Annotated in this window: 18 protein-coding genes; 11 read left to right on the top strand and 7 right to left on the bottom strand. The window is 72.6% G+C overall.

Annotated elements, in window-relative coordinates:
- Window positions 1-139: 139 nt before the first annotated feature.
- Entirely contained in the window at window positions 140-1,132 is a 993-nt protein-coding gene (locus tag EAO70_RS31650) for an ArsR/SmtB family transcription factor (RefSeq protein ID WP_148006229.1), read from the top strand.
- Window positions 1,133-1,178: 46 nt separating this feature from the next.
- Here the strand turns inward: EAO70_RS31650 and EAO70_RS31645 are convergent, their stop codons facing one another.
- The 5 genes from EAO70_RS31645 to EAO70_RS31625 form a co-directional block, all read right to left on the bottom strand.
- A complete protein-coding gene (locus tag EAO70_RS31645) occupies window positions 1,179-1,874 on the bottom strand; it encodes a TetR/AcrR family transcriptional regulator (protein ID WP_148006228.1) in 696 nt (231 codons plus the stop codon).
- Window positions 1,871-2,530 carry a DUF4166 domain-containing protein gene (locus EAO70_RS31640; RefSeq protein WP_148006626.1) on the bottom strand — a complete coding sequence of 220 codons (660 nt, stop codon included), beginning with the start codon at window positions 2,528-2,530 and terminating at the stop codon, window positions 1,871-1,873. Before EAO70_RS31640 ends, EAO70_RS31645 begins: the two co-directional genes overlap by 4 nt.
- Before the next feature lie 38 nt (window positions 2,531-2,568).
- Entirely contained in the window at window positions 2,569-3,285 is a 717-nt protein-coding gene (locus EAO70_RS31635) for a hypothetical protein (protein WP_148006227.1), read from the bottom strand.
- 171 nt (window positions 3,286-3,456) lie between these two features.
- Window positions 3,457-3,756 carry an MTH1187 family thiamine-binding protein gene (locus tag EAO70_RS31630; protein ID WP_148006226.1) on the bottom strand — a complete coding sequence of 100 codons (300 nt, stop codon included), beginning with the start codon at window positions 3,754-3,756 and terminating at the stop codon, window positions 3,457-3,459.
- A complete protein-coding gene (locus tag EAO70_RS31625; protein ID WP_148006225.1) occupies window positions 3,753-4,124 on the bottom strand; it encodes a DUF3817 domain-containing protein in 372 nt (123 codons plus the stop codon). The genes EAO70_RS31630 and EAO70_RS31625 overlap by 4 nt, the downstream gene beginning before the upstream one ends.
- Before the next feature lie 107 nt (window positions 4,125-4,231).
- On the opposite strand from EAO70_RS31625, the gene EAO70_RS31620 reads away from it, so the two are divergent.
- From EAO70_RS31620 to EAO70_RS31605, 4 genes are all read left to right on the top strand, one after another.
- Window positions 4,232-4,870 (top strand): AIM24 family protein, encoded by a 639-nt coding sequence (locus EAO70_RS31620; RefSeq protein ID WP_148006224.1) that lies wholly within the window; start codon window positions 4,232-4,234, stop codon window positions 4,868-4,870.
- On the top strand, window positions 4,870-5,520 hold the full coding sequence (locus tag EAO70_RS31615) for an AIM24 family protein (RefSeq protein ID WP_148006223.1): 651 nt from the start codon (window positions 4,870-4,872) through the stop codon (window positions 5,518-5,520). The genes EAO70_RS31620 and EAO70_RS31615 overlap by 1 nt, the downstream gene beginning before the upstream one ends.
- Window positions 5,517-6,302, top strand: coding sequence for an AIM24 family protein (locus EAO70_RS31610; protein ID WP_148006222.1), 786 nt, complete (start codon window positions 5,517-5,519; stop codon window positions 6,300-6,302). Before EAO70_RS31615 ends, EAO70_RS31610 begins: the two co-directional genes overlap by 4 nt.
- 83 nt (window positions 6,303-6,385) lie before the next feature.
- Window positions 6,386-6,862, top strand: a complete 477-nt coding sequence (locus EAO70_RS31605; protein ID WP_148006221.1) for a MarR family winged helix-turn-helix transcriptional regulator — start codon at window positions 6,386-6,388, stop codon at window positions 6,860-6,862.
- 160 nt (window positions 6,863-7,022) lie between these two features.
- Here EAO70_RS31605 and meaB read toward each other — a convergent pair whose 3' ends face one another.
- Window positions 7,023-7,979 (bottom strand): methylmalonyl Co-A mutase-associated GTPase MeaB, encoded by a 957-nt coding sequence (gene meaB / locus EAO70_RS31600; RefSeq protein ID WP_148006220.1) that lies wholly within the window; start codon window positions 7,977-7,979, stop codon window positions 7,023-7,025.
- Between the two features lie 35 nt (window positions 7,980-8,014).
- A complete protein-coding gene (locus EAO70_RS31595; RefSeq protein ID WP_148006219.1) occupies window positions 8,015-9,217 on the bottom strand; it encodes an acetyl-CoA C-acetyltransferase in 1,203 nt (400 codons plus the stop codon).
- A gap of 137 nt (window positions 9,218-9,354) precedes the next feature.
- On the opposite strand from EAO70_RS31595, the gene mce reads away from it, so the two are divergent.
- The 6 genes from mce to EAO70_RS31565 all read left to right on the top strand — a co-directional run.
- Window positions 9,355-9,807, top strand: coding sequence for a methylmalonyl-CoA epimerase (gene mce / locus EAO70_RS31590; protein ID WP_148006218.1), 453 nt, complete (start codon window positions 9,355-9,357; stop codon window positions 9,805-9,807).
- A gap of 212 nt (window positions 9,808-10,019) precedes the next feature.
- On the top strand, window positions 10,020-14,543 hold the full coding sequence (scy, locus tag EAO70_RS31585) for a polarized growth protein Scy (protein ID WP_148006625.1): 4,524 nt from the start codon (window positions 10,020-10,022) through the stop codon (window positions 14,541-14,543).
- 114 nt (window positions 14,544-14,657) lie between these two features.
- The gene (locus EAO70_RS31580; RefSeq protein ID WP_148006217.1) at window positions 14,658-15,593 is read left to right on the top strand and encodes a cellulose-binding protein; all 936 of its coding nucleotides are present in this window, start codon (window positions 14,658-14,660) and stop codon (window positions 15,591-15,593) included.
- A gap of 149 nt (window positions 15,594-15,742) precedes the next feature.
- Window positions 15,743-16,711, top strand: coding sequence for an ABC transporter ATP-binding protein (locus EAO70_RS31575; RefSeq protein WP_148006216.1), 969 nt, complete (start codon window positions 15,743-15,745; stop codon window positions 16,709-16,711).
- Between the two features lie 3 nt (window positions 16,712-16,714).
- A complete protein-coding gene (locus EAO70_RS31570) occupies window positions 16,715-17,494 on the top strand; it encodes an ABC transporter permease (protein ID WP_148006215.1) in 780 nt (259 codons plus the stop codon).
- Between the two features lie 320 nt (window positions 17,495-17,814).
- Window positions 17,815-18,959: ATP-binding cassette domain-containing protein (locus tag EAO70_RS31565; RefSeq protein ID WP_148006624.1), on the top strand; the 1,145-nt coding region annotated here is incomplete at its 3' end.

The following is an 18,959-nucleotide window of genomic DNA, read 5'->3' as shown; positions in this document are numbered from 1 at the left end:
GGGGCGGAGGCGCGCGCGGTCGCCGTGGTGGGCGCGGGCGTGGCGTCGTCGTGCGGGGGCATGGCCGGCAGCGTGCCTTCGGGCGAGCCGTCCGCCCTAGACTTTCGGGCCCAGACGAATCTTCCGCCCGGAGGGCCCCGTGCCGTACCACCTGCGCTTCGGGGAGGCCGATCCGCTGCGGATCCGGTTCGCGATCTCCCCCCTATGGGAGACGCACTCCGCCGTACGGGTCCTGGCCCGCCCCGGCAAGCAGGGCTACCACCTGCCGTGGATGCGGCGGATCGCGTCCGCCGCGCGGGAGCTCGACCTCGGGCCGCTGCATCTGCTGATGCCCCTGCACGGGCACAGTCCGGACTTCCTCTACCCGCCGCCGCTGGGCCCCGCCGCCGCCTTCGAGGACGAGATCGCCGCGGTGCGGGAGACCGATCCGGCGCTGGTCCTGACCGACTTCGAGCGGGCGCTCGCGGACACCCCGAGGGCCGCGGAGACGCCCGAGGGGCGGCGGCTCCTCGCGGATCCCGCCGGGGCGGTGCTGCGGCTCGCCGAGCTGCTCAGGGCCGCGTGGGAGGCGCTGGTCGCTCCGGACTGGCCCCGGTTGCGGGCCCTGCTTGAGGCGGACGTGGCCTACCACTCGCGGCGGCTCGCCGAGGGCGGGCTCGAACGGCTCCTGGACGAGCTGCACCCGGCCTTCACGTGGGACGCGGGGACCGCCACGCTGCGGGTCGCGTACCACGGTGAGCACATCAGGCCGCTGGAGGGGCAGGGGCTCGTCCTGATGCCGTCGGTGTTCACCTGGCCGGACGTGGTGAGCGGTTTCGATCCGCCGTGGCAGCCGACAGTGGTCTACCCGGCGCGCGGGATCGGCGGTCTGTGGTCCGGGGCGGGCGACCGCACCCCGGAGGCCCTCGGGCGGCTCCTCGGCCCGGTGCGGGCGGACGTGCTGTGCGCCCTGGCCGAGCCGATGGGGACGACGGCGCTCTCGCACCTGCTGGGCCGGGCGCCGTCCACCGTCTCCGCGCACCTCGCGGTGCTGCGGGACGCGGGGCTGCTGACCTCGCGGCGGTACGGCCACCAGGTGCTGTACGAGCGGACCCCGCTGGGGATCGCGGTGTCGCAGCCCGGCACGGACTGACCCGCGTGTCCCGGGCGGGGTCGGTCGCGCGAGGCCTGACAGGGCCTCAGGGGCGCGTGCGGCCGGACTGCCGGCGGAGGGTGTACGTGACGGCCTTGCGGGCCACGGGGTTCAGCTCCTCCACGGCGGCCATCAGGGCGCCGAGCTGCTCCAGGGCCGTGAAGGCCGCCTCGGCGCCCTCCGGGTCGACGCCCTCGTACAGTTCGAGGCCGACGAAGGAGGCGCCGACCGCGCGGGCGAGCGCGGCGGGGTCGGTGAGCCCGGCGAACGGGGTCCCGGCCAGCACCCGGACGAGCACCCGCTCGATCTCGGTGATCCACAGGTCGAGCCCGGCGGTCGTGGCGGGCGCCAGCCGCGGATGCGCCTGCGCGCCGGCGAGCAGCTGCCCGAGGAAGGCGACGTGACCGGCGGCCCGCTCCTCCTCGTGCAGGGCCCGTCCGAAGGCGAGCAGCTCGGTGAGGCTGCCGATGGCGGCGAGCCGTTCGCGGTGCCGGGCGACGCGCTGCTCGGCGCCGTACCGGCAGGCCTCGGCGAGCAGCTCGTCGACGGAGCCGAAGTGGTAGAAGACGAGGGCCTGGTTCACGCCCGCGGTGGCCGCGATGGCACGGGCGGAGGTTTTGGTGATGCCCTGTTCGACGAGCGTCCGCAGGGCCCCGGCCAGCAGCTTCTCCCGGGTCTCCAGGCTGCGCGCGTCCTGCCCCCGGGGCTCCCCCGCCTTCCGCTGCCGTACGTCCCCGCTCATGCCCGTACCTCCTCGCGCACCGGGCGCAGCCCCGCGCGCACCCCCCGGGAGCGTACGTCCGCGTACGTGGCGGCGAACGACCCCTCGTAGCCGAAGAGGGGGCCGACGTACCGGTTGTCCACCCGTACCCGGATGCGGAAGCGGCCGGTGCGCTCGTCGAAGGACTCCCGCACCTCGGCCCGGCCGCCGATCAGTTCCGGCACCCGCACGTCGACCGGGCCCTCGCGGAAGCGGTGCTCGCCGGAGCGGATGAGGAGCGAGCCGTCCGGCTCGGCGGACAGGTGGAGGTCGCTGGCGAGGTGCTGGTGGGTGCCGAGGTAGTCGAGGACGCAGTCGCGGTCGGGGCTGTGGATCATGGTGGCGTCGAAGCGCCGGGGTCCGCCGGGGAGGGCGAAGGTGCGGACGAAGGTGACGGTCTCGCGTCCGTGGGAGTCGGCGTACGGCACGTTCTCGATGACGAAGGGCACGTCGCGGCCGGTGCGGGGCAGCAGGATGTTCCGCAGCCCGCCGAGCGCGAGGAAGGGCTTCACGAGGGCCCGGCCGTGCCAGATCCGGTCCATGACGCCGCGTCCGACGCACAGCTCCCCGCTCGCGAGGCCGACGGAGAAGCGCCGCTGGAGCTCGGGGTGCAGCCGCGCGAAGGCGGCGTCCCCCATGGCCGTGCGGAAGATCGAGGGCGCGGGGGCGGGCGCGGTCACGGCTGCTCCAGGGTGGCGAGGAGACGGGGCTCCCGGGTGCGGGCGGGCGGGGTGCGCAGGCAGCGCCGGGCCGCGMGCGTCCACGGCGAGGGCGGTACGAGGACGGCGAGGACGAGCAGGGGGAGGACGAGCCCGAGGACGGCGAGCGGGGCGGCGGCCGGCGGGAGGAGGCCGAGCGGCGCGGCCACGAGGATTGCCCGGGCGAGGAGTTCGAGCAGCCAGTGGTTCCGGGAGCGCTCCGGGGTGACGCCCCGCTCGCACCAGAGGCGCAGCCGGTCGAAGGACCAGGCGGTGGCCCATCCCATGAGGGGGCGGAACACGAGCCGGTCGGCGAGGCGGCCGGGGCGGCCCCAGCGGGGCCGGTAGTCGTAGCCGGTGAGGAAGCGGACGCCGTCCGGGGTGGGGACGTACCGCCAGTAGCCGCTGCCCTCGGCGATCAGGGAGAGCGGGTGCGGCGAGGAGAAACGGAGCGCGGAGACCCGGTCGCCGCCGGCCCGGTGGCGCTCCCCCGCGGAGACACCGGTGCCGGCGACGACCAGGAAGGGCAGGACGCGCGTCGCGTACCGGAAGGTCCGGGGCCGGTCCTCGGCGCCCGGGAGGTACGCGATCTCGGTGAACCGCAGGTCCCACCGCTGGTGGCGGTCGGGGTCCTGGGTGCGTTCCCAGAGCGTCTCCAGGTCCGCGCGGACCCTGGTCTCGATGTAGAGGCCCATGGGGTGCCCTCCCGTCCACGGCGCTTTGAGCGAGTGCTCAAAACTGCCCGCGGTTGAAGGTAGCCGATTTTGAGCAGTCGCTCAAGACTGCTCCCCGGCATGACGAAGCCCCCGGTCCCGCAGGGGGACCGGGGGCTTCACGCCGCAGGAGCGGGGCAGGGCCCGGGGGCCTCAGCTCTCTTCCAGGTACCGCTCCACCGTGGCGACCTTGCTGTGCAGGCCGTCCGTGACACCGGGGCGGATGTCGACCTTCATGACGACCGAGACGCGCGGCGCCCGCGCCTCCACGGCGGCGACCGCACGCTTCACGACGTCCATGACCTGGTCCCAGTCCTCGCCCTCGACGGAGGTGAACATGGCGTCGGTGCGGTGGGGGAGGCCGGACTCGCGGACCACCCGGACGGCGTCGGCGACGTACGCGCCGACCTCCTCCCCCACGCCCAGCGGGGTGACGGAGAACGCGACGATCATGCCTTCACCGCACCCTGGGCCTGCTCGGCGCCCTGGGCCTGCGCGGCGCGGGCGCGGGAGGCGGCGACCGCGGCCTGGGCCTCGGCCTTGAGCTTCCGCTCGGCGTAGAAGCCGCCGAAGGGCAGCACGGAAAGAACGAAGTAGAGGGCGGCGGTCCCGAAGCTCCACTTGGTGCGGTTCCAGGCGTCGAGCCAGAACAGCACGTAGAGGACGAACAGCAGGCCGTGGATCGCACCCATGACCGGCACCGCGTTGAAGTCCGTCGTCCGCTTCAGTACCGAGCAGACGAGCAGGAGCAGGAACGAGACGGCCTCCGGCGCGGAGACGAGCCGGAGCCGGTGGAGGGAGGAAGCGGTCTTGATGTCCACGGAGGGGGTCACCTTCGTTCGATCTTGTGAACGGATGCACAAGGGCCCGTCCATTGTGCATGCCGACTTTGCTGTCTCTTTATCCGGGTCCCCAGTACCTTCAGCGGGTGGCAACGTTCCGACTCCAAGGCAGCAAGGTGCTCGCGGTCTCCATGACCGGCGACGCCGTCAAGGCGAAGAACGGCTCGATGGTCGCCTACGACGGCCAGATGGCGTTCAAGAAGATGAGTGGCGGCGGTGAGGGCCTGCGCGGCATGGTCACCCGCCGGCTCACGGGTGAGCAGATGGAGGTGATGGAGGTGCGCGGCCAGGGGACCTGCTGGTTCGCCGACCGGGCCTCCGAGATCAACCTCGTCACGCTGCACGGCGACAAGCTCTGGGTCGAGGCGAGCAATCTGCTCTGCACCGACGCGGGGCTGCGCACCGGCACGACCTTCACGGGTCTGCGGGGCGGAGCGACCGGCAACGGCCTGTTCACCACGACCGTCGAGGGGACGGGGCAGGCCGCGATCATGTCCGACGGCCCGGCGGTGGTGCTGCGGGTGACCCCGCAGTACCCGCTCCAGGTCGACCCCGGCGCGTACATCGCCCACCAGGGCAACCTCCAGCAGCACTTCCAGTCGGGTGTGACGTTCCGCACCTTCATGGGTGAGGGCGGTGGCGAGGCCTTCCAGATCCGGTTCGAGGGGGACGGCCTCGTGTACGTCCAGCCGAGCGAGCGCAACACGGTCGGAGGGGACGTCTAGTGCCGTTCCGTGAGATCAACTCGAAGATGATCGAGGCGACCGTCGTCCCCGGGCAGCGGATGTTCAGCCAGCGTGGCGCGATGCTCGCGTACCGCGGCGACGTCACTTTCACGCCGAACACGGCCGGCGGCCAGGGCGGGGTGATGTCGATGATCGGCCGCCGCGTGGCCGGTGAGGCGACGCCGCTGATGACCGTCGAGGGCAACGGCACGGTGATGTTCGGGCACGGCGGTCACCACATCCAGGTGATCGGGCTGACCGGGGACACCCTGTACGTGGAGGCCGACCGGCTGCTGGCCTTCGACGGCACCCTGGAGCAGGGCACGATGTTCATGGGCTCGCAGGGCGGGGTCATGGGCATGGTCCGCGGCCAGGTGACCGGCCAGGGCCTCTTCACCACCACCCTGAAGGGGCACGGCGCGGTGGCCGTGATGGCGCACGGCGGCGTGATCGAGCTGCCGATCACCCCGGGCCGCCCGGTCCACGTGGACCCGCAGGCGTACGTGGCCCACCACGGCGACGTGCGGAACAAGCTGTCCACCGCGCTCGGCTGGCGCGACATGGTGGGCCGCGGCTCGGGCGAGGCGTTCCAGCTGGAGCTGAGCGGCAGCGGCGCGGTGTACGTGCAGGCCTCGGAGGAGAAGCTGTGACCGGTCCCGTGATCCACGACCCGGCGACCCTGCCGTCGGACGACAACGTGAACCCGTACACCTTCTGCGTGGAGCTCAAGGGCTCCCAGTGGTTCCTGCAGAAGGGCAAGATGATCGCCTACTACGGGCGGATCGAGTTCAACGGCATCGGGCACGGGCGGCTGGACCGTCTGGTCCGGACGTCGTTCCACTCGCCGCTGCACGCGAGCGACTGGGTGGTCGCGGAGGGCAGCGGCAAGATGCTGCTGGCGGACCGTGCCTTCGACGTGAACTCGTTCGACCTGGACGAGGGCAACCTGACGATCCGCTCGGGCAACCTGCTGGCCTACCAGCCGACCCTCGCGCTGAAGCAGTCGATCGTGCCGGGCTTCGTGACGCTGATCGGCACCGGCAAGTTCGTGGCCGCGTCGAACGGCCCGGTGGTCTTCATGGAGCCGCCGATGCGGGTGGACCCGCAGGCGCTGGTCGGCTGGGCGGACTGCCCCTCCCCCTGCCACCACTACGACCACGGCTACATGACGGGCGTGATGGGGGGCGTGCGCGCGCTGACGGGCCTCGGGGGCACCTCGGGCGAGGAGCACCAGTTCGAGTTCGTGGGAGCGGGGACGGTCCTGCTCCAGTCGACGGAGATCCTGATGGCGGAGCGCGAGATCGGCGGCCCGCCGGCTCAGGCGGGGGTGCCGGGAGGTCACGGATCGCCCGGTTCAGGCCAGTCCGTGCAAGGCTCGGTACCGCGCCTTCCCGGCCAGCTCGGTGACCTCCAGCGTCGCTTCGGGCTGTGAGCGGTAGTCTGCGGAGTGTGACGTCCTCGAACGCACGCTCCCAGACTTCGTCAAGTATTCAACTTCTTAGGTAGAATCCATACATGGAGACCGAGACCGCCACTCCGTGGCTCACCGACGCCGAGCAGTGTGCGTGGCGCACATTCCTGGACGTCAACAGAATGCTGACGTACCAGCTGGAGCGGGACCTCCAGCCCTTCGGCCTGACGATGAACGACTACGAGATCCTCGTGAACCTCTCGGAGTCGGCGGAACGGCGCCTGCGCATGAGCGACCTGGCCGCGGCCACGCTCCAGTCGAAGAGCCGGCTCTCGCACCAGATCACCCGCATGGAGAACGCCGGACTCGTCCGGCGCGAGAACTGCGAGTCGGACCGGCGCGGGCTGTACGCGGTGCTGACCGACACGGGCATGGCGACCATGCACAAGGTCGCCCCGCACCACGTCGAGTCGGTGCGCAAGCACTTCATCGACCAGATCGGCCCGGACGCCCTCGGCGACCTGCGCGAGTCCCTCAAGCCGGTCGCCGACCAGCTGCGCGGCCGCCGCGGCAAGCCGTAGCCCGACGGAGCCGACGGAGCCGACGGAGCTGACAGCCCCGGGGGTCCCGCCGGACCCTGCGGAGCCGACGGACCCGAGGGACCGACGGACCCGACGGAGAAGGGCCTCACCGGTCGTTCCGGTGAGGCCCTTCTCCGTACCCGCGGGGCCGCACCCCCGCTCAGTTGCCCGTCAGGCTCGCGACCAGCTCGTCCGAGGCCGCGTACGGGTCGAGGTCGCCCGCCACGATCCGCTCCGCGAGCGCGTCCAGGCGCCGGTCGCCGTGCAGGTCGCCGATCCGCTCCCGCAGGGCCGTGACCGCGATGGTCTCGACCTCGCGCGCGGCACGGACCCGGCGGCGCTCCGCCAGGACCCCGTGCTCCTCCATCCACGCCCGGTGCTTCTCCAGGGCCTCCACGACCTCGTCGATGCCCTCGCCGCGCGCCGCGACCGTCTTCACGATCGGCGGCCGCCAGTCGCCGGGCCCGCGCGCCTCGCCGAGCCCCAGCATGTGGTTGAGCTCCCGGGCGGTGGCGTCCGCGCCGTCCCGGTCCGCCTTGTTCACCACGTACACGTCGCCGATCTCCAGGATGCCCGCCTTGGCGGCCTGGATCCCGTCGCCCATGCCCGGCGCGAGGAGGACGACGGAGGTGTCCGCCTGGGAGGCGATCTCGACCTCCGACTGCCCGACCCCCACGGTCTCCACCAGGATCACCTCGCAGCCGGCCGCGTCCAGGACACGGATCGCCTGCGGGGCCGACCAGGCCAGTCCGCCCAGGTGACCGCGGGTGGCCATGGAGCGGATGTAGACGCCCGGGTCGGAGGCGTGGTCCGCCATCCGGATCCGGTCGCCGAGCAGCGCCCCGCCGCTGAAGGGCGAGGACGGGTCGACGGCCAGGACGCCGACCCGCTTGCCCGCCCGCCGGTAGGCGGAGACCAGCGCGGAGGTCGACGTGGACTTGCCGACGCCGGGCGAGCCGGTCAGGCCCACCACGTACGCCCCTCCGGTGAGCGGTGCGAGCGCCGCCATGACCTCGCGCAGCTGCGGGGACGCCCCCTCCACGAGCGAGATCAGCCGGGCCACGGCCCGCGGCCTGCCCTCCCGTGCCTGGGTGACCAGAGCGGGGACGTCCACCATGTGCTGAGCTCCTTGCCTGACCTTGCCGAGGTGACTTACTTGCCGGCGACGCGGACGATCAGCGCGTCGCCCTGACCGCCGCCGCCGCACAGGGCCGCCGCGCCGACGCCGCCGCCGCGCCGCTTGAGCTCCAGCGCCAGGTGCAGCACCACGCGGGCGCCGGACATGCCGATGGGGTGACCGAGGGCGATGGCGCCACCGTTGACGTTCACCTTCTCGGGGGTAACGCCGAGGTCCTTCATTGACTGGACGGCCACCGCGGCGAAGGCCTCGTTGATCTCGATCAGGTCGAGGTCGCCGACGGACAGGCCCTCCTTCTTCAGCGCGTGCAGGATGGCGTTGGACGGCTGCGACTGGAGCGAGTTGTCCGGGCCCGCCACGTTGCCGTGGGCGCCGATCTCGGCGATCCACTCCAGGCCCAGCTCCTCGGCCTTGGCCTTGCTCATCACGACGACGGCGGCGGCGCCGTCGGAGATCTGCGAGGAGGAGCCGGCCGTGATGGTGCCGTCCTTGGCGAAGGCCGGGCGGAGCTTGCCGAGGGACTCGGCGGTGGTCTCCGCGCGGATGCCCTCGTCCTTGGAGAAGACGACCGGCTCGCCCCTGCGCTGCGGGATCTCGACCGGGGTGATCTCGGCCTCGAAGACGCCGTTCTTCTGGGCGGCGGCGGCACGCTGGTGCGACAGGGCGGCGACCTCGTCCTGCTCGGCGCGACGGATGCCCAGACGGGTGTTGTGCTTCTCCGTGGACTCGCCCATCGCGATGTTCTCGAAGGCGTCGGTCAGACCGTCGTACGCCATGGCGTCGAGCATCTCGACGGCGCCGTACTTGAAGCCCTCGCGGGACTTCGGCAGCAGGTGCGGGGCGTTGGACATCGACTCCTGGCCGCCGGCCACGACCACGTCGAACTCGCCCGCGCGGATCAGCTGGTCGGCGAGCGCGATGGCGTCGAGACCCGAGAGACACACCTTGTTGACGGTGAGCGCCGGGACGTTCATGGGGATACCGGCCTTGACCGCGGCCTGGCGGGCGGGGATCTGCCCGGCACCCGCCTGGAGCACCTGGCCCATGATCACGTACTGCACCTGGTCGCCGCCGATGCCGGCACGGTCGAGGGCGGCCTTGATCGCGAAACCGCCGAGGTCCGCGCCCGAGAAGGACGAGAGCGAGCCGAGCAGGCGACCCATGGGCGTACGGGCGCCCGCGACGATCACTGAGGTGGTACCGGTCGTTCCAGACATGAGGCACGGCCCCTAGGGAAGAGAAGTGAACGAGGGTTTACCGCCAATGTACTGAGCGGCGGACCGCCCGGTCATCGGCCGGTCGGTGTGACGGCGCGCACGTTGCGTAACCACCTCCGCGGCGCTGCACTGGAGGCATGCTGACGCGAATCGACCACATCGGGATCGCCTGTTTCGACCTGGACAAGACCGTCGAGTTCTACCGTGCCACGTACGGTTTCGAGGTCTTCCACTCCGAGGTCAACGAGGAGCAGGGCGTCCGCGAGGCCATGCTCAAGATCAACGACACCTCGGACGGCGGGGCCTCCTACCTCCAGCTCCTGGAGCCCACCCGTGAGGACTCTGCCGTGGGCAAGTGGCTGGCGAAGAACGGCGAGGGCGTGCACCACATCGCCTTCGGCACGGCGGACGTCGACGGCGACGCCGAGGACATCCGCTCCAAGGGCGTCCGGGTCCTCTACGACCAGCCGCGGATCGGCTCGATGGGCTCCCGGATCACCTTCCTGCACCCCAAGGACTGCCACGGCGTCCTCACGGAACTGGTCACCTCGGCACAGCCGTCGGCTGACCACTCCTCAGCGGAGCACTGACCTCCGGATTCCTGGCCCGGTAGAGTGGGCGGCTCCGGGCCGGGGCCGGTCGGGGCCGTTTCCTGCGGCACCGTAGTCGGGATGTCGGGGTCGTCCGATCTGCCACGATTCCCCGGGGGTCCGTCCTCAGCCGTGAGGGAGGACTCGTCGGAGTTGCGACCAGGGTTGGGGTCTCCCCTGCTCGAAGAGCTCGGGGAAGGATGGACCGCGCAGTGCGGGGCTACGAACGCCAGGAGAGCCACCGAGCTGAAGACGACCATCTCGCCCGGTTCGAAGCCGAGATGGACCGGCTGAAGACCGAGCGCGAGAAGGCCGTTCAGCACGCCGAGGATCTCGGATACCAGGTCGAGGTCTTGCGCGCCAAGCTCCACGAGGCGCGCCGCACCATCGCGTCCCGGCCCGCCTACGACAGCGCGGACATCGGCTACCAGGCCGAGCAGCTGCTGCGGAACGCCCAGGCGCAGGCCGAGCAGCTCCGCCAGGACGCCGAGCGCGAGCTCCGCGACGCCCGCGCGCAGACGCAGCGCATCCTCCAGGAGCACGCCGAGCACCAGTCCCGGCTCCAGGCCGAACTGCACAACGAGGCGGTCCAGCGGCGCCAGCAGCTCGACCAGGAACTCAGCGAGCGCCGGCAGACCGTCGAGGCGCACGTCAACGAGAACGTCGCCTGGGCCGAACAGCTCCGCGCCCGCACCGAGGCCCAGGCCCGCCGCCTGATGGAGGAGTCCCGCGCCGAGGCCGAGCAGTCGCTGGCCACCGCCCGCGCCGAGGCCACCCGGCTCGCCGAGGAGACCAGCCGCCGCGTCGGCTCCGAGGCCGAGGCCGCCCGCGCCGAGGCCGAAGCGATTCTGCTGCGCGCCCGCAAGGACGCCGAGCGCCTCCTCGGCGCCGCCTCCAGCCAGGCGCAGGAGGCCACCAGCCACGCCGAGCAGCTCCGCTCCAGCACCGCCGCCGAGACCGACCAGGCCCGCCGCCAGGCCACCGAGCTCTCCCGCGCCGCCGAACAGCGCATGCAGGAGGCCGAGGAGCGGCTGCGCGCCGCCCGCGCCGAGGCCGAGAAGGCGCTCGCCGAGGCCAAGGACACCGCCGCCAAGCAGCTCTCCACCGCCGAGTCGGTCAACGAGCAGCGCACCCGCACCGCGAAGGCCGAGATCGCCCGGCTCGTCGGCGAGGCCACCAAGGACGCCGAGGCGCTCAAGGCCGAGGCCGCGGAGAAGCTGCGCGAGGCGACCGCCGAGGCGGAGAAGCTCGTCTCCGAGGCCTCCGAGAACGCCCGTACAGTCGCCGCCGAGGACTCCGCCGCGGCGATGGCCAAGGCCGCCCGCAACGCCGAGGAGATCCTCACCAAGGCGTCCGACGACGCCCGCGAGACCACCCGCAAGGCCTCCGAGGAGGCCGAGCGGATCCGCCGCGAGACCGAGGCCGAGATCGACCGGCTGCGCTCCCAGGCGGAGGAGCAGGCCGACGAGCTGCTCGGGTCGGCGAAGGACGACACCAAGGAGTACCGCGCCAAGACGGTCGAGCTGCAGGAGGAGGCCCGCCGGCTGCGCGGCGAGGCCGAGCAGCTGCGCGCCGAGGCCATCGCGGAGGGCGAGCGGATCCGCGGCGAGGCGCGCCGCGAGGCCGTCCAGCAGATCGAGGAGGCGGCCAGCAGCGCCGAGGAGCTCCTCACCAAGGCCCGTACCGACGCCGACGAGTTGCGGACGAAGGCCGGGGCCGAGAGCGAGCGGGTCAAGTCGGAGGCCGTGGAGCGGGCCCAGACGCTCCGGACGCAGGCTGAGGAAACCCTGGAGCGCACCCGCGCCGAGGCCGAGCGGCTGCGCGCCGAGGCCGAGGAGCAGGCCGAGTCGGTCCGGACGGCGGCCGAGGAGGCCGCGGCCGGACTGCGCGCGGACGCCGAGCGGGCCGCCGAGGCCCGCCGCGCGGAGGCCGCCGAGGAGCTGACCCGGCTGCACACCGACGCCGAGGCGAAGGTCGCGGCGGCCGGGCAGGAGCTCACCGACGCGCGCGCCGAGGGCGAGCTGATCCGGCGCGAGGCCGCCGAGGAGACGGAGCGGCAGCGCACCGAGGCCGCCGAGCGCATCCGTACGCTCCAGGAGCAGGCCGAGCAGGAGGCCGAGCGGCTGCGGGCCGAGGCCGCGTCCGACGCCTCCGCCACCCGGACCGAGGCGGAGACCGCGGCCGGCCGGCTGCGCACCGAGGCGTCCGAGGAGGCCGAGCGGCTGCGGTCGGAGGCCCAGGAGACCGCCGACCGGGTCCGCGCCGAGGCCGCGGCCGCCGCCGAGCGGGTGGCCGCCGAGGCCGCCGAGGCGCTGACCGCCGCCCAGGACGAGGCCGTCCGGCGGCGCCGGGAGGCCGAGGAGACCCTCGAATCGGCCCGTTCCGAGGCCGGCCGGGAGCGCGAGCACGCCCGCGAGCAGTCCGAGGAACTCCTCGCCGCCGCCCGCAAGCGCGTGGAGGACGCGCAGGTCGAGGCGCAGCGGCTGGTCGACGAGGCCGAGGCGCGGGCGACCGAGATGCTCACCACGGCCGAGCAGACCGCCCAGGAGGTACGGGACTCGGTGGCCGGTCTGCGCGAGCAGGCCGAGGAGGAGATCGCGGGGCTGCGCAGCGCCGCCGAGCACGCGGCCGAGCGGACGCGTTCCGAGGCGCAGGAGGAGGCGGACCGGGTCCGCGCCGACGCCTACGAGGAGCGGGAGCGGGCCGCCGAGGACGCCGCCCGCGTCCGGACGCGTGCGCAGGAGGAGACGGACGCCGCCAAGGCGCTGGCCGAGCGGACGGTCTCCGAGGCGATCGCCGAGTCGGAGAAGCTGCGGACGGACACCGCCGAGTACGCGCAGCGGGTACGCACCGAGGCGACGGACGCGCTCGCCGCGTCCGAGCAGGACGCGGCCCGCACCCGCGCCGACGCCCGCGACGACGCGAACCGGATCCGTTCGGAGGCCGCCGAGCGCGCCGAGTCGGTCGTCGGCGAGGCCCGTACGGAGGCGGAGCGGATCGCCGCCGAGGCGGAGCAGGTCCTGGACGAGGCCCGTCAGGCGGCGGACAAGCGCCGCGGTGACGCCGCCGAGCAGGCCGACGCCCTGATCGCGGAGGCCACTTCGGAGGCCGAGCGCCTCACCCGGGAAACGTCCGCGGAGGCCGAGCGGCTCACCGCCGAGGCGGTCGAGCTCATGGAGACCGCCGAGCAGGACGCCCGACGCCTGCGCACCGAGGCAGAGCAGGTCAAGGCCGACGGGGAGGCGCACGCGGAGGCGCTGCGGGCGGCCGCGGTCGCCGACGGCGAGCGGGTCCTCGACGAGGCCCGTCAGGCGGCGGACAAGCGCCGGGCCGACGCCGCCGAGCAGGCCGACGCCCTCATCGGGGAGGCCACCTCGGAGGCCGAGCGCCTCACCCGCGAGACGGCCGCCGAGGCCGAGCGGCTCACCGCCGAGGCGGTCGAGCTCATGGAGACCGCCGAGCAGGACGCCCGACGCCTCCGTACCGAGGCAGAGCAGGTCAAGATCGACGGGGAGGCACACGCGCAGGCCCTGCGGAACGCGGCCCTGGCCGACGGCGAGCAGGTCCTCGACGAGGCCCGCAGGGCCGCCGACAAGCGCCGCGCCGACGCCGCCGAGCAGGCCGACGCCCTCATCGGGGAGGCCACCTCGGAGGCCGAGCGCCTCACCCGCGAGACGGCCGCCGAGGCCGAGCGGCTCACCGCCGAGGCGATCGCGGAGGCCGAGCGGCTCACCCGCGAGGCCGCCGAACTGGCCGATTCCGTCACGGCGGAGGCACGCGCCGCGGCCGAGACGACCGTGGGCTCCGCCCAGCAGGAGGCCGAGCGGATCCGCGCCGAGTCCGAGCGGCTCGGGGCCGAGGCGGCGGCCGCCGCCGAGCAGATGCGCTCGGAGGCCCGCGCGGAGGCCGACCGGACCCTCGACGAGGCGCGGGAGGCCGGCGCGCGGAAGCGTTCCGACGCGGCCGAGCAGGCCGACCAGCTCATCGGCAAGGCGCAGGAGGAGGCGCTGCGCGCCACCACCGAGGCCGAGGCGCAGGCCGACCTGATGGTCGGCGCGGCCCGCAAGGAGGCCGAGCGGATCGTCTCCGAGGCGACCGTCGAGGGCAACTCCCTGGTGGAGAAGGCCCGTACGGACGCGGACGAGCTGCTCGTCGGGGCCCGTGGCGACGCGACGGCCATAAGGGAGCGGGCCGAGGAGCTGCGGGGCCGGATCGAGGGCGAGATCGAGGAACTGCACGAGCGGGCGCGCCGCGAGAGCGCCGAGCAGATGAAGACGGCGGGCGAGCGGGTCGACAACCTGATGAAGGCCGCCACCGAGCAGCGCGCCGAGGCCGAGGAGAAGGCCAAGGAGCTGGTGTCCGAGGCGAGTTCCGAGGCGAGCAAGGTCCGGATCGCCGCCGTCCGCAGGGCCGAGGGGCTCCTGAAGGAGGCCGAGCAGAAGAAGGCCTCGCTCGTCGCGGAGGCCGAGGGCATCAAGGCCGAGGCGGAGCGGGTGCTGGCGGAGGCGCGGGCCGAGGCCGAGCAGACCGTCGAGGAGGGCCAGCGGGAACTGGAGGTGCTCGTGCGGCGCCGCAAGGACATCAATGCCGAGATCTCCCGTGTCCAGGACGTGCTGGAGGCGTTGGAGTCTTTCGAGACCCCCGCCGCCGGTGCGAAGTCCTCCGGATCCGCGGGTGTCAAGGCGGGCGCCTCGGCGGGTTCCACTCGTTCGAGTGGCAAGTCCCAGGACGGCTAGCCACTCAAAAGGCTGGACATTCTCCAGAGCAAACGGGCATACGCTCGATGACACGCCGCTTCGGCCCCTAGGATTCCCTCTAACACCTCACCGGTCTCATTCGACAGGAAACCCATGAGCGACACATCCTCCCCCTTCGGCTTCGAGCTCGTGCGGCGCGGTTACGACCGCGGTCAGGTGGACGACCGCATTACCAAGCTCGTGTCCGACCGCGACAGCGCGCTGTCCCGCATCACCTCCCTGGAGAAGCGCATCGAGGAACTCCACCTCGAGACGCAGAACGCCCAGGCCCAGGTCACCGACGCCGAGCCGTCGTACGCGGGGCTCGGCGCCCGGGTCGAGAAGATCCTCCGGCTCGCCGAGGAGGAGGCGAAGGACCTGCGTGAGGAGGCCCGTCGCGCCGCCGAGCAGCACCGCGAGCTGGCCGAGTCGGCCGCCCAGCAGGTGCGCAACGACGCGGAGTCCTTCTCGGCCGAGCGCAAGTCGAAGGCCGAGGACGAGGGCGTCCGGATCGTCGAGAAGGCGCAGGGCGAGGCCAACACGCTCCGCGCCGAGGCGCAGAAGGACGCGCAGTCGAAGCGCGAGGAGGCGGACGCCCTCTTCGAGGAGACCCGCGCCAAGGCCGCGCAGGCCGCCGCGGACTTCGAGACGAACCTGGCCAAGCGCCGCGAGCAGTCGGAGCGCGACCTGGCCTCGCGTCAGGCCAAGGCCGAGAAGCGCCTCGCCGAGATCGAGCACCGCGCCGAGCAGCTCCGCCTGGAGGCCGAGAAGCTGCGTACGGACGCGGAGCGCCGGGCCCGCCAGACGGTGGAGACCGCGCAGCGCCAGGCCGAGGACATCGTGGCCGACGCGAACGCCAAGGCCGACCGGATCCGTTCGGAGTCGGAGCGCGAGCTCGCGGCGCTGACGAACCGCCGGGACTCGATCAACGCCCAGCTGACCAACGTCCGCGAGATGCTGGCGACGCTGACCGGTGCCGCGGTGGCGGCGGCCGGCTCCCCGATCGACGACGAGCGTCCGGCCGGTGTCCCGGCCCAGCAGTCCCGCTGACGCGCCCGCCGCGTACGGCCGCCCCCCGTACGGCCGTCCGGGTGAGCGCCGTCGACCTGACGGACAACCGGTAACGAGTTCGTAGCGTTCCCCAGGACCCCCTGTCATTCCGGTGGCGGGGGGTTTTGCGCGCCCGTAGGTTGGTTCTCATGATCGAGCTTGAGGGCCTGACCAAGCGATACGGGGCGAAGACCGCGGTCGACCACCTCTCCTTCCAGGTGCGTCCTGGGGTGATCACGGGCTTCCTCGGGCCCAACGGGGCGGGCAAGTCGACGACGATGAGGATGATGCTGGACCTGGACAACCCGACGAGCGGGACGGTCCGGATCGACGGCAAGCACTACCGGGAGCTGGCGGAGCCGCTGAAGTACATCGGCGCGCTGCTCGACGCCAAGGCCATGAACGGCGGCCGCTCCGCCTACAACAACCTGCTGTGCCTCGCCCAGTCGAACCGCATCCCGGAGCGCCGGGTGAGCGAGGTGCTGGACCTGGTGGGTCTGACGCCGGTCGCGAAGAAGAAGTCCAAGGGTTTCTCCCTCGGTATGGGGCAGCGCCTCGGCATCGCGTCGGCGCTGCTCGGCGATCCCGAGATCCTGATGTTCGACGAACCCGTCAATGGTCTGGACCCCGAGGGAATTCACTGGATCCGCAATCTGATGAAGGCGCTGGCGGCCGAAGGCCGGACGATCTTCGTTTCCAGCCATCTCATGAGTGAAATGGCCCTGACAGCCGATCACCTCATCGTGATCGGTCAGGGAAAGCTGCTGGCCGACACGTCGATGGCGGATTTCATCCAGGAGAATTCCCGGAGTTATGTGCGGCTGCGTTCCCCGCAGCAGGAGCGGCTCCGGGACGTGCTGCACGCCAACGGTTTCGTCGCGGTGGAGGCGGGCAGCGGCAGCCTGGAGGTGGACGGGGCTACCACCGAGAAGCTGGGCGAGCTCGCCGCCGAGAACGGGCTCGTGCTGCACGAGCTGAGCTCCCAGCGCGCCTCGCTCGAAGAGGCCTTCATGCAGATGACCGCCGGTGCGGTGGAGTACCACGCGCACGGCACCGATGTACACGGTGGCGCCCCGGCGCCCGGCCCCCAGTGGGGCACGACCTCCCAGGGAGCCTGAACGATGGCAGCGGTATCCGCGGTCCTGCAGTCCGAGTGGACGAAGATCCGGACGGTGTCCTCGACCGTCTGGACCCTGGCGAGCGCCCTGATCGTCACGGTGGCGATCGGCGCGGCGCTGTCCGCCGTCTTCAACTCCACCTTCGACGACCTCAGCGAGGTCGAGCGGGCCACCTTCGACCCGACCCTGGTGAGCTTCTTCGGGATGACCCTGGGGCAGCTGGCGATGGTCGTCTTCGGTGTCCTGGTGGTGGGGACCGAGTACTCCTCGGGGATGATCCGCACCTCGCTGGCGGCCGTGCCCCAGCGCGCGACCTTCCTCTTCTCGAAGATCGCGGTGGCCGGCGGGCTGGCCTTCGTGGTGGGCCTCGCGACGAGCTTTCTGGCCTTCTTCCTCGGGCAGGCGCTGCTCGGCGAGCACAGTGCCTCGATCGGCGACGACAACGTGCTGCGGGCGGTGATCGGCGGCGGGCTCTACATGGGCCTGATCGCGCTGTTCTCCATGGGTGTGGCGGCGATGCTGCGCTCGTCGATGCTGTCGCTCGGCATCCTGATGCCGTTCTTCTTCCTGGTCTCGCAGATCCTGGCGGCCGTGCCGAAGGCCAAGGAGGTGGCCCGCTACTTCCCCGACCAGGCCGGTTCGAAGATCATGCAGGTCGTCCCGGACGCCATGAACACGGAGGAGGCTCCGTACGGTCCGTGGGCCGGGCTCGGGATCATGGTCATCTGGGTGGTGGCGGCGCTGGCCGGCGGCTATCTGGTGCTGAAGAAGCGGGACGCCTGACCCCGCGGGACCATCGAGGGGCCCCGGCACCGGTCCCGCGGGATCGTGCCGGGGCCCCTCCGCCGTTCCCGCGGGATCCTGCCGGGGCCCCTCCGCCGTTCCGGCGGGATCCTGCCGGGGCCCCTCCGCCGTTCCCGCGGGATCGCGTCGGGACCCCTGCGGGAAAACCCCGAGGTTCCCCCCGGAGTGGGCCCGGAGGCCTTCTCCGCTTCGCCGGAACCGTCAACGGCTGGATAAGCTCCTAGCTCATACGGGGGGCTCCGGCCGACGGCCGCCACGCCCCGACCATGGTGCGACCGACCTGGCGATGGGGCTGGAGAATGATCGAGGCAGTCGGCCTGACGAAGCGCTACGGCGCCAAGACGGCCGTGTACAACCTTTCCTTCCAGGTGAGGCCCGGTGTCGTCACCGGCTTCCTGGGACCGAACGGGTCGGGCAAGTCGACCACGATGCGGATGATCCTGGGGCTCGACCAGCCGTCCGCCGGGCACGTCACGATCGGCGGCCACCCCTTCCGGCAGCTGCCGAACGCGCCCCGCCAGGTCGGCGCGCTCCTCGACGCGAAGGCCGTGCACGGCGGGCGGAGCGCGCGCAGCCACCTGCTGTCGCTCGCGCAGCTCGCCGGCATCCCGGCGCAGCGCGTGGACGAGGTCCTCGGGGTCGTCGGCCTCCAGGACGTGGCCAAGCGGCGCTCCAAGGGCTTCTCGCTCGGCATGGGCCAGCGGCTGGGCATCGCCGCGGCGCTGCTGGGCGACCCGCAGGTGCTGCTCTTCGACGAGCCGGTGAACGGCCTGGACCCGGAGGGCATCCTCTGGGTCCGGAACCTGATGAAGAAGCTCGCCGCCGAGGGGCGGACGGTCTTCGTCTCCAGCCACCTCATGAGCGAGATGGCGCTCACCGCCGACCATCTGATCGTGATCGGCCGGGGGCAGCTGCTCTCGGACATGAGCGTCAAGGACTTCATCTCGGCGAACTCCGCCGACTTCGCCCGGGTGCGGACCCCCGTGACGGAGCCGGGTCAGCGGGAGAAGCTGACGGCGGCCCTCATGGAGGCCGGCGGCCAGGTGCTGTCGGAGCCGGACGGCGCGCTGCGGGTGACGGGGCTGCCGCTGCCGCGGATCAGCGACCTCGCGCACGGCGCGGACGTCCGGCTCTGGGAGCTGTCCCCGCACCAGGCCTCCCTGGAGGAGGCGTACATGCGCCTGACGCAGGGCGCCGTGGACTACCGCTCGACGGACGACCGGCTCGCGCACCTCCAGCCGCCGCAGCAGCCCGGGCAGCAGGGGTACGGCGTGCCGCCGCAGCCGGTGGTGCAGGACGTGCCGCAGCAGGGCTGGTACGCCCCGCCGCCGCCCGGGCAGAACCCGTACGCGGGGGCGCCGGGCCGGCCGGCCGGGCCGGCTCCGTACGCCCCTCCGGCTCCTCCGCAGCCGCCCGCCCCCCAGCCGAGCGACACCACCAAGGA

The sequence above is a fragment of the Streptomyces sp. adm13(2018) genome (assembly GCF_008042145.1).
Classification (GTDB): Bacteria; Actinomycetota; Actinomycetes; order Streptomycetales; family Streptomycetaceae; genus Streptomyces.
Note: the sequence above shows the minus strand (reverse complement) of the source record. Positions and strands in the feature narration are given on the sequence as shown.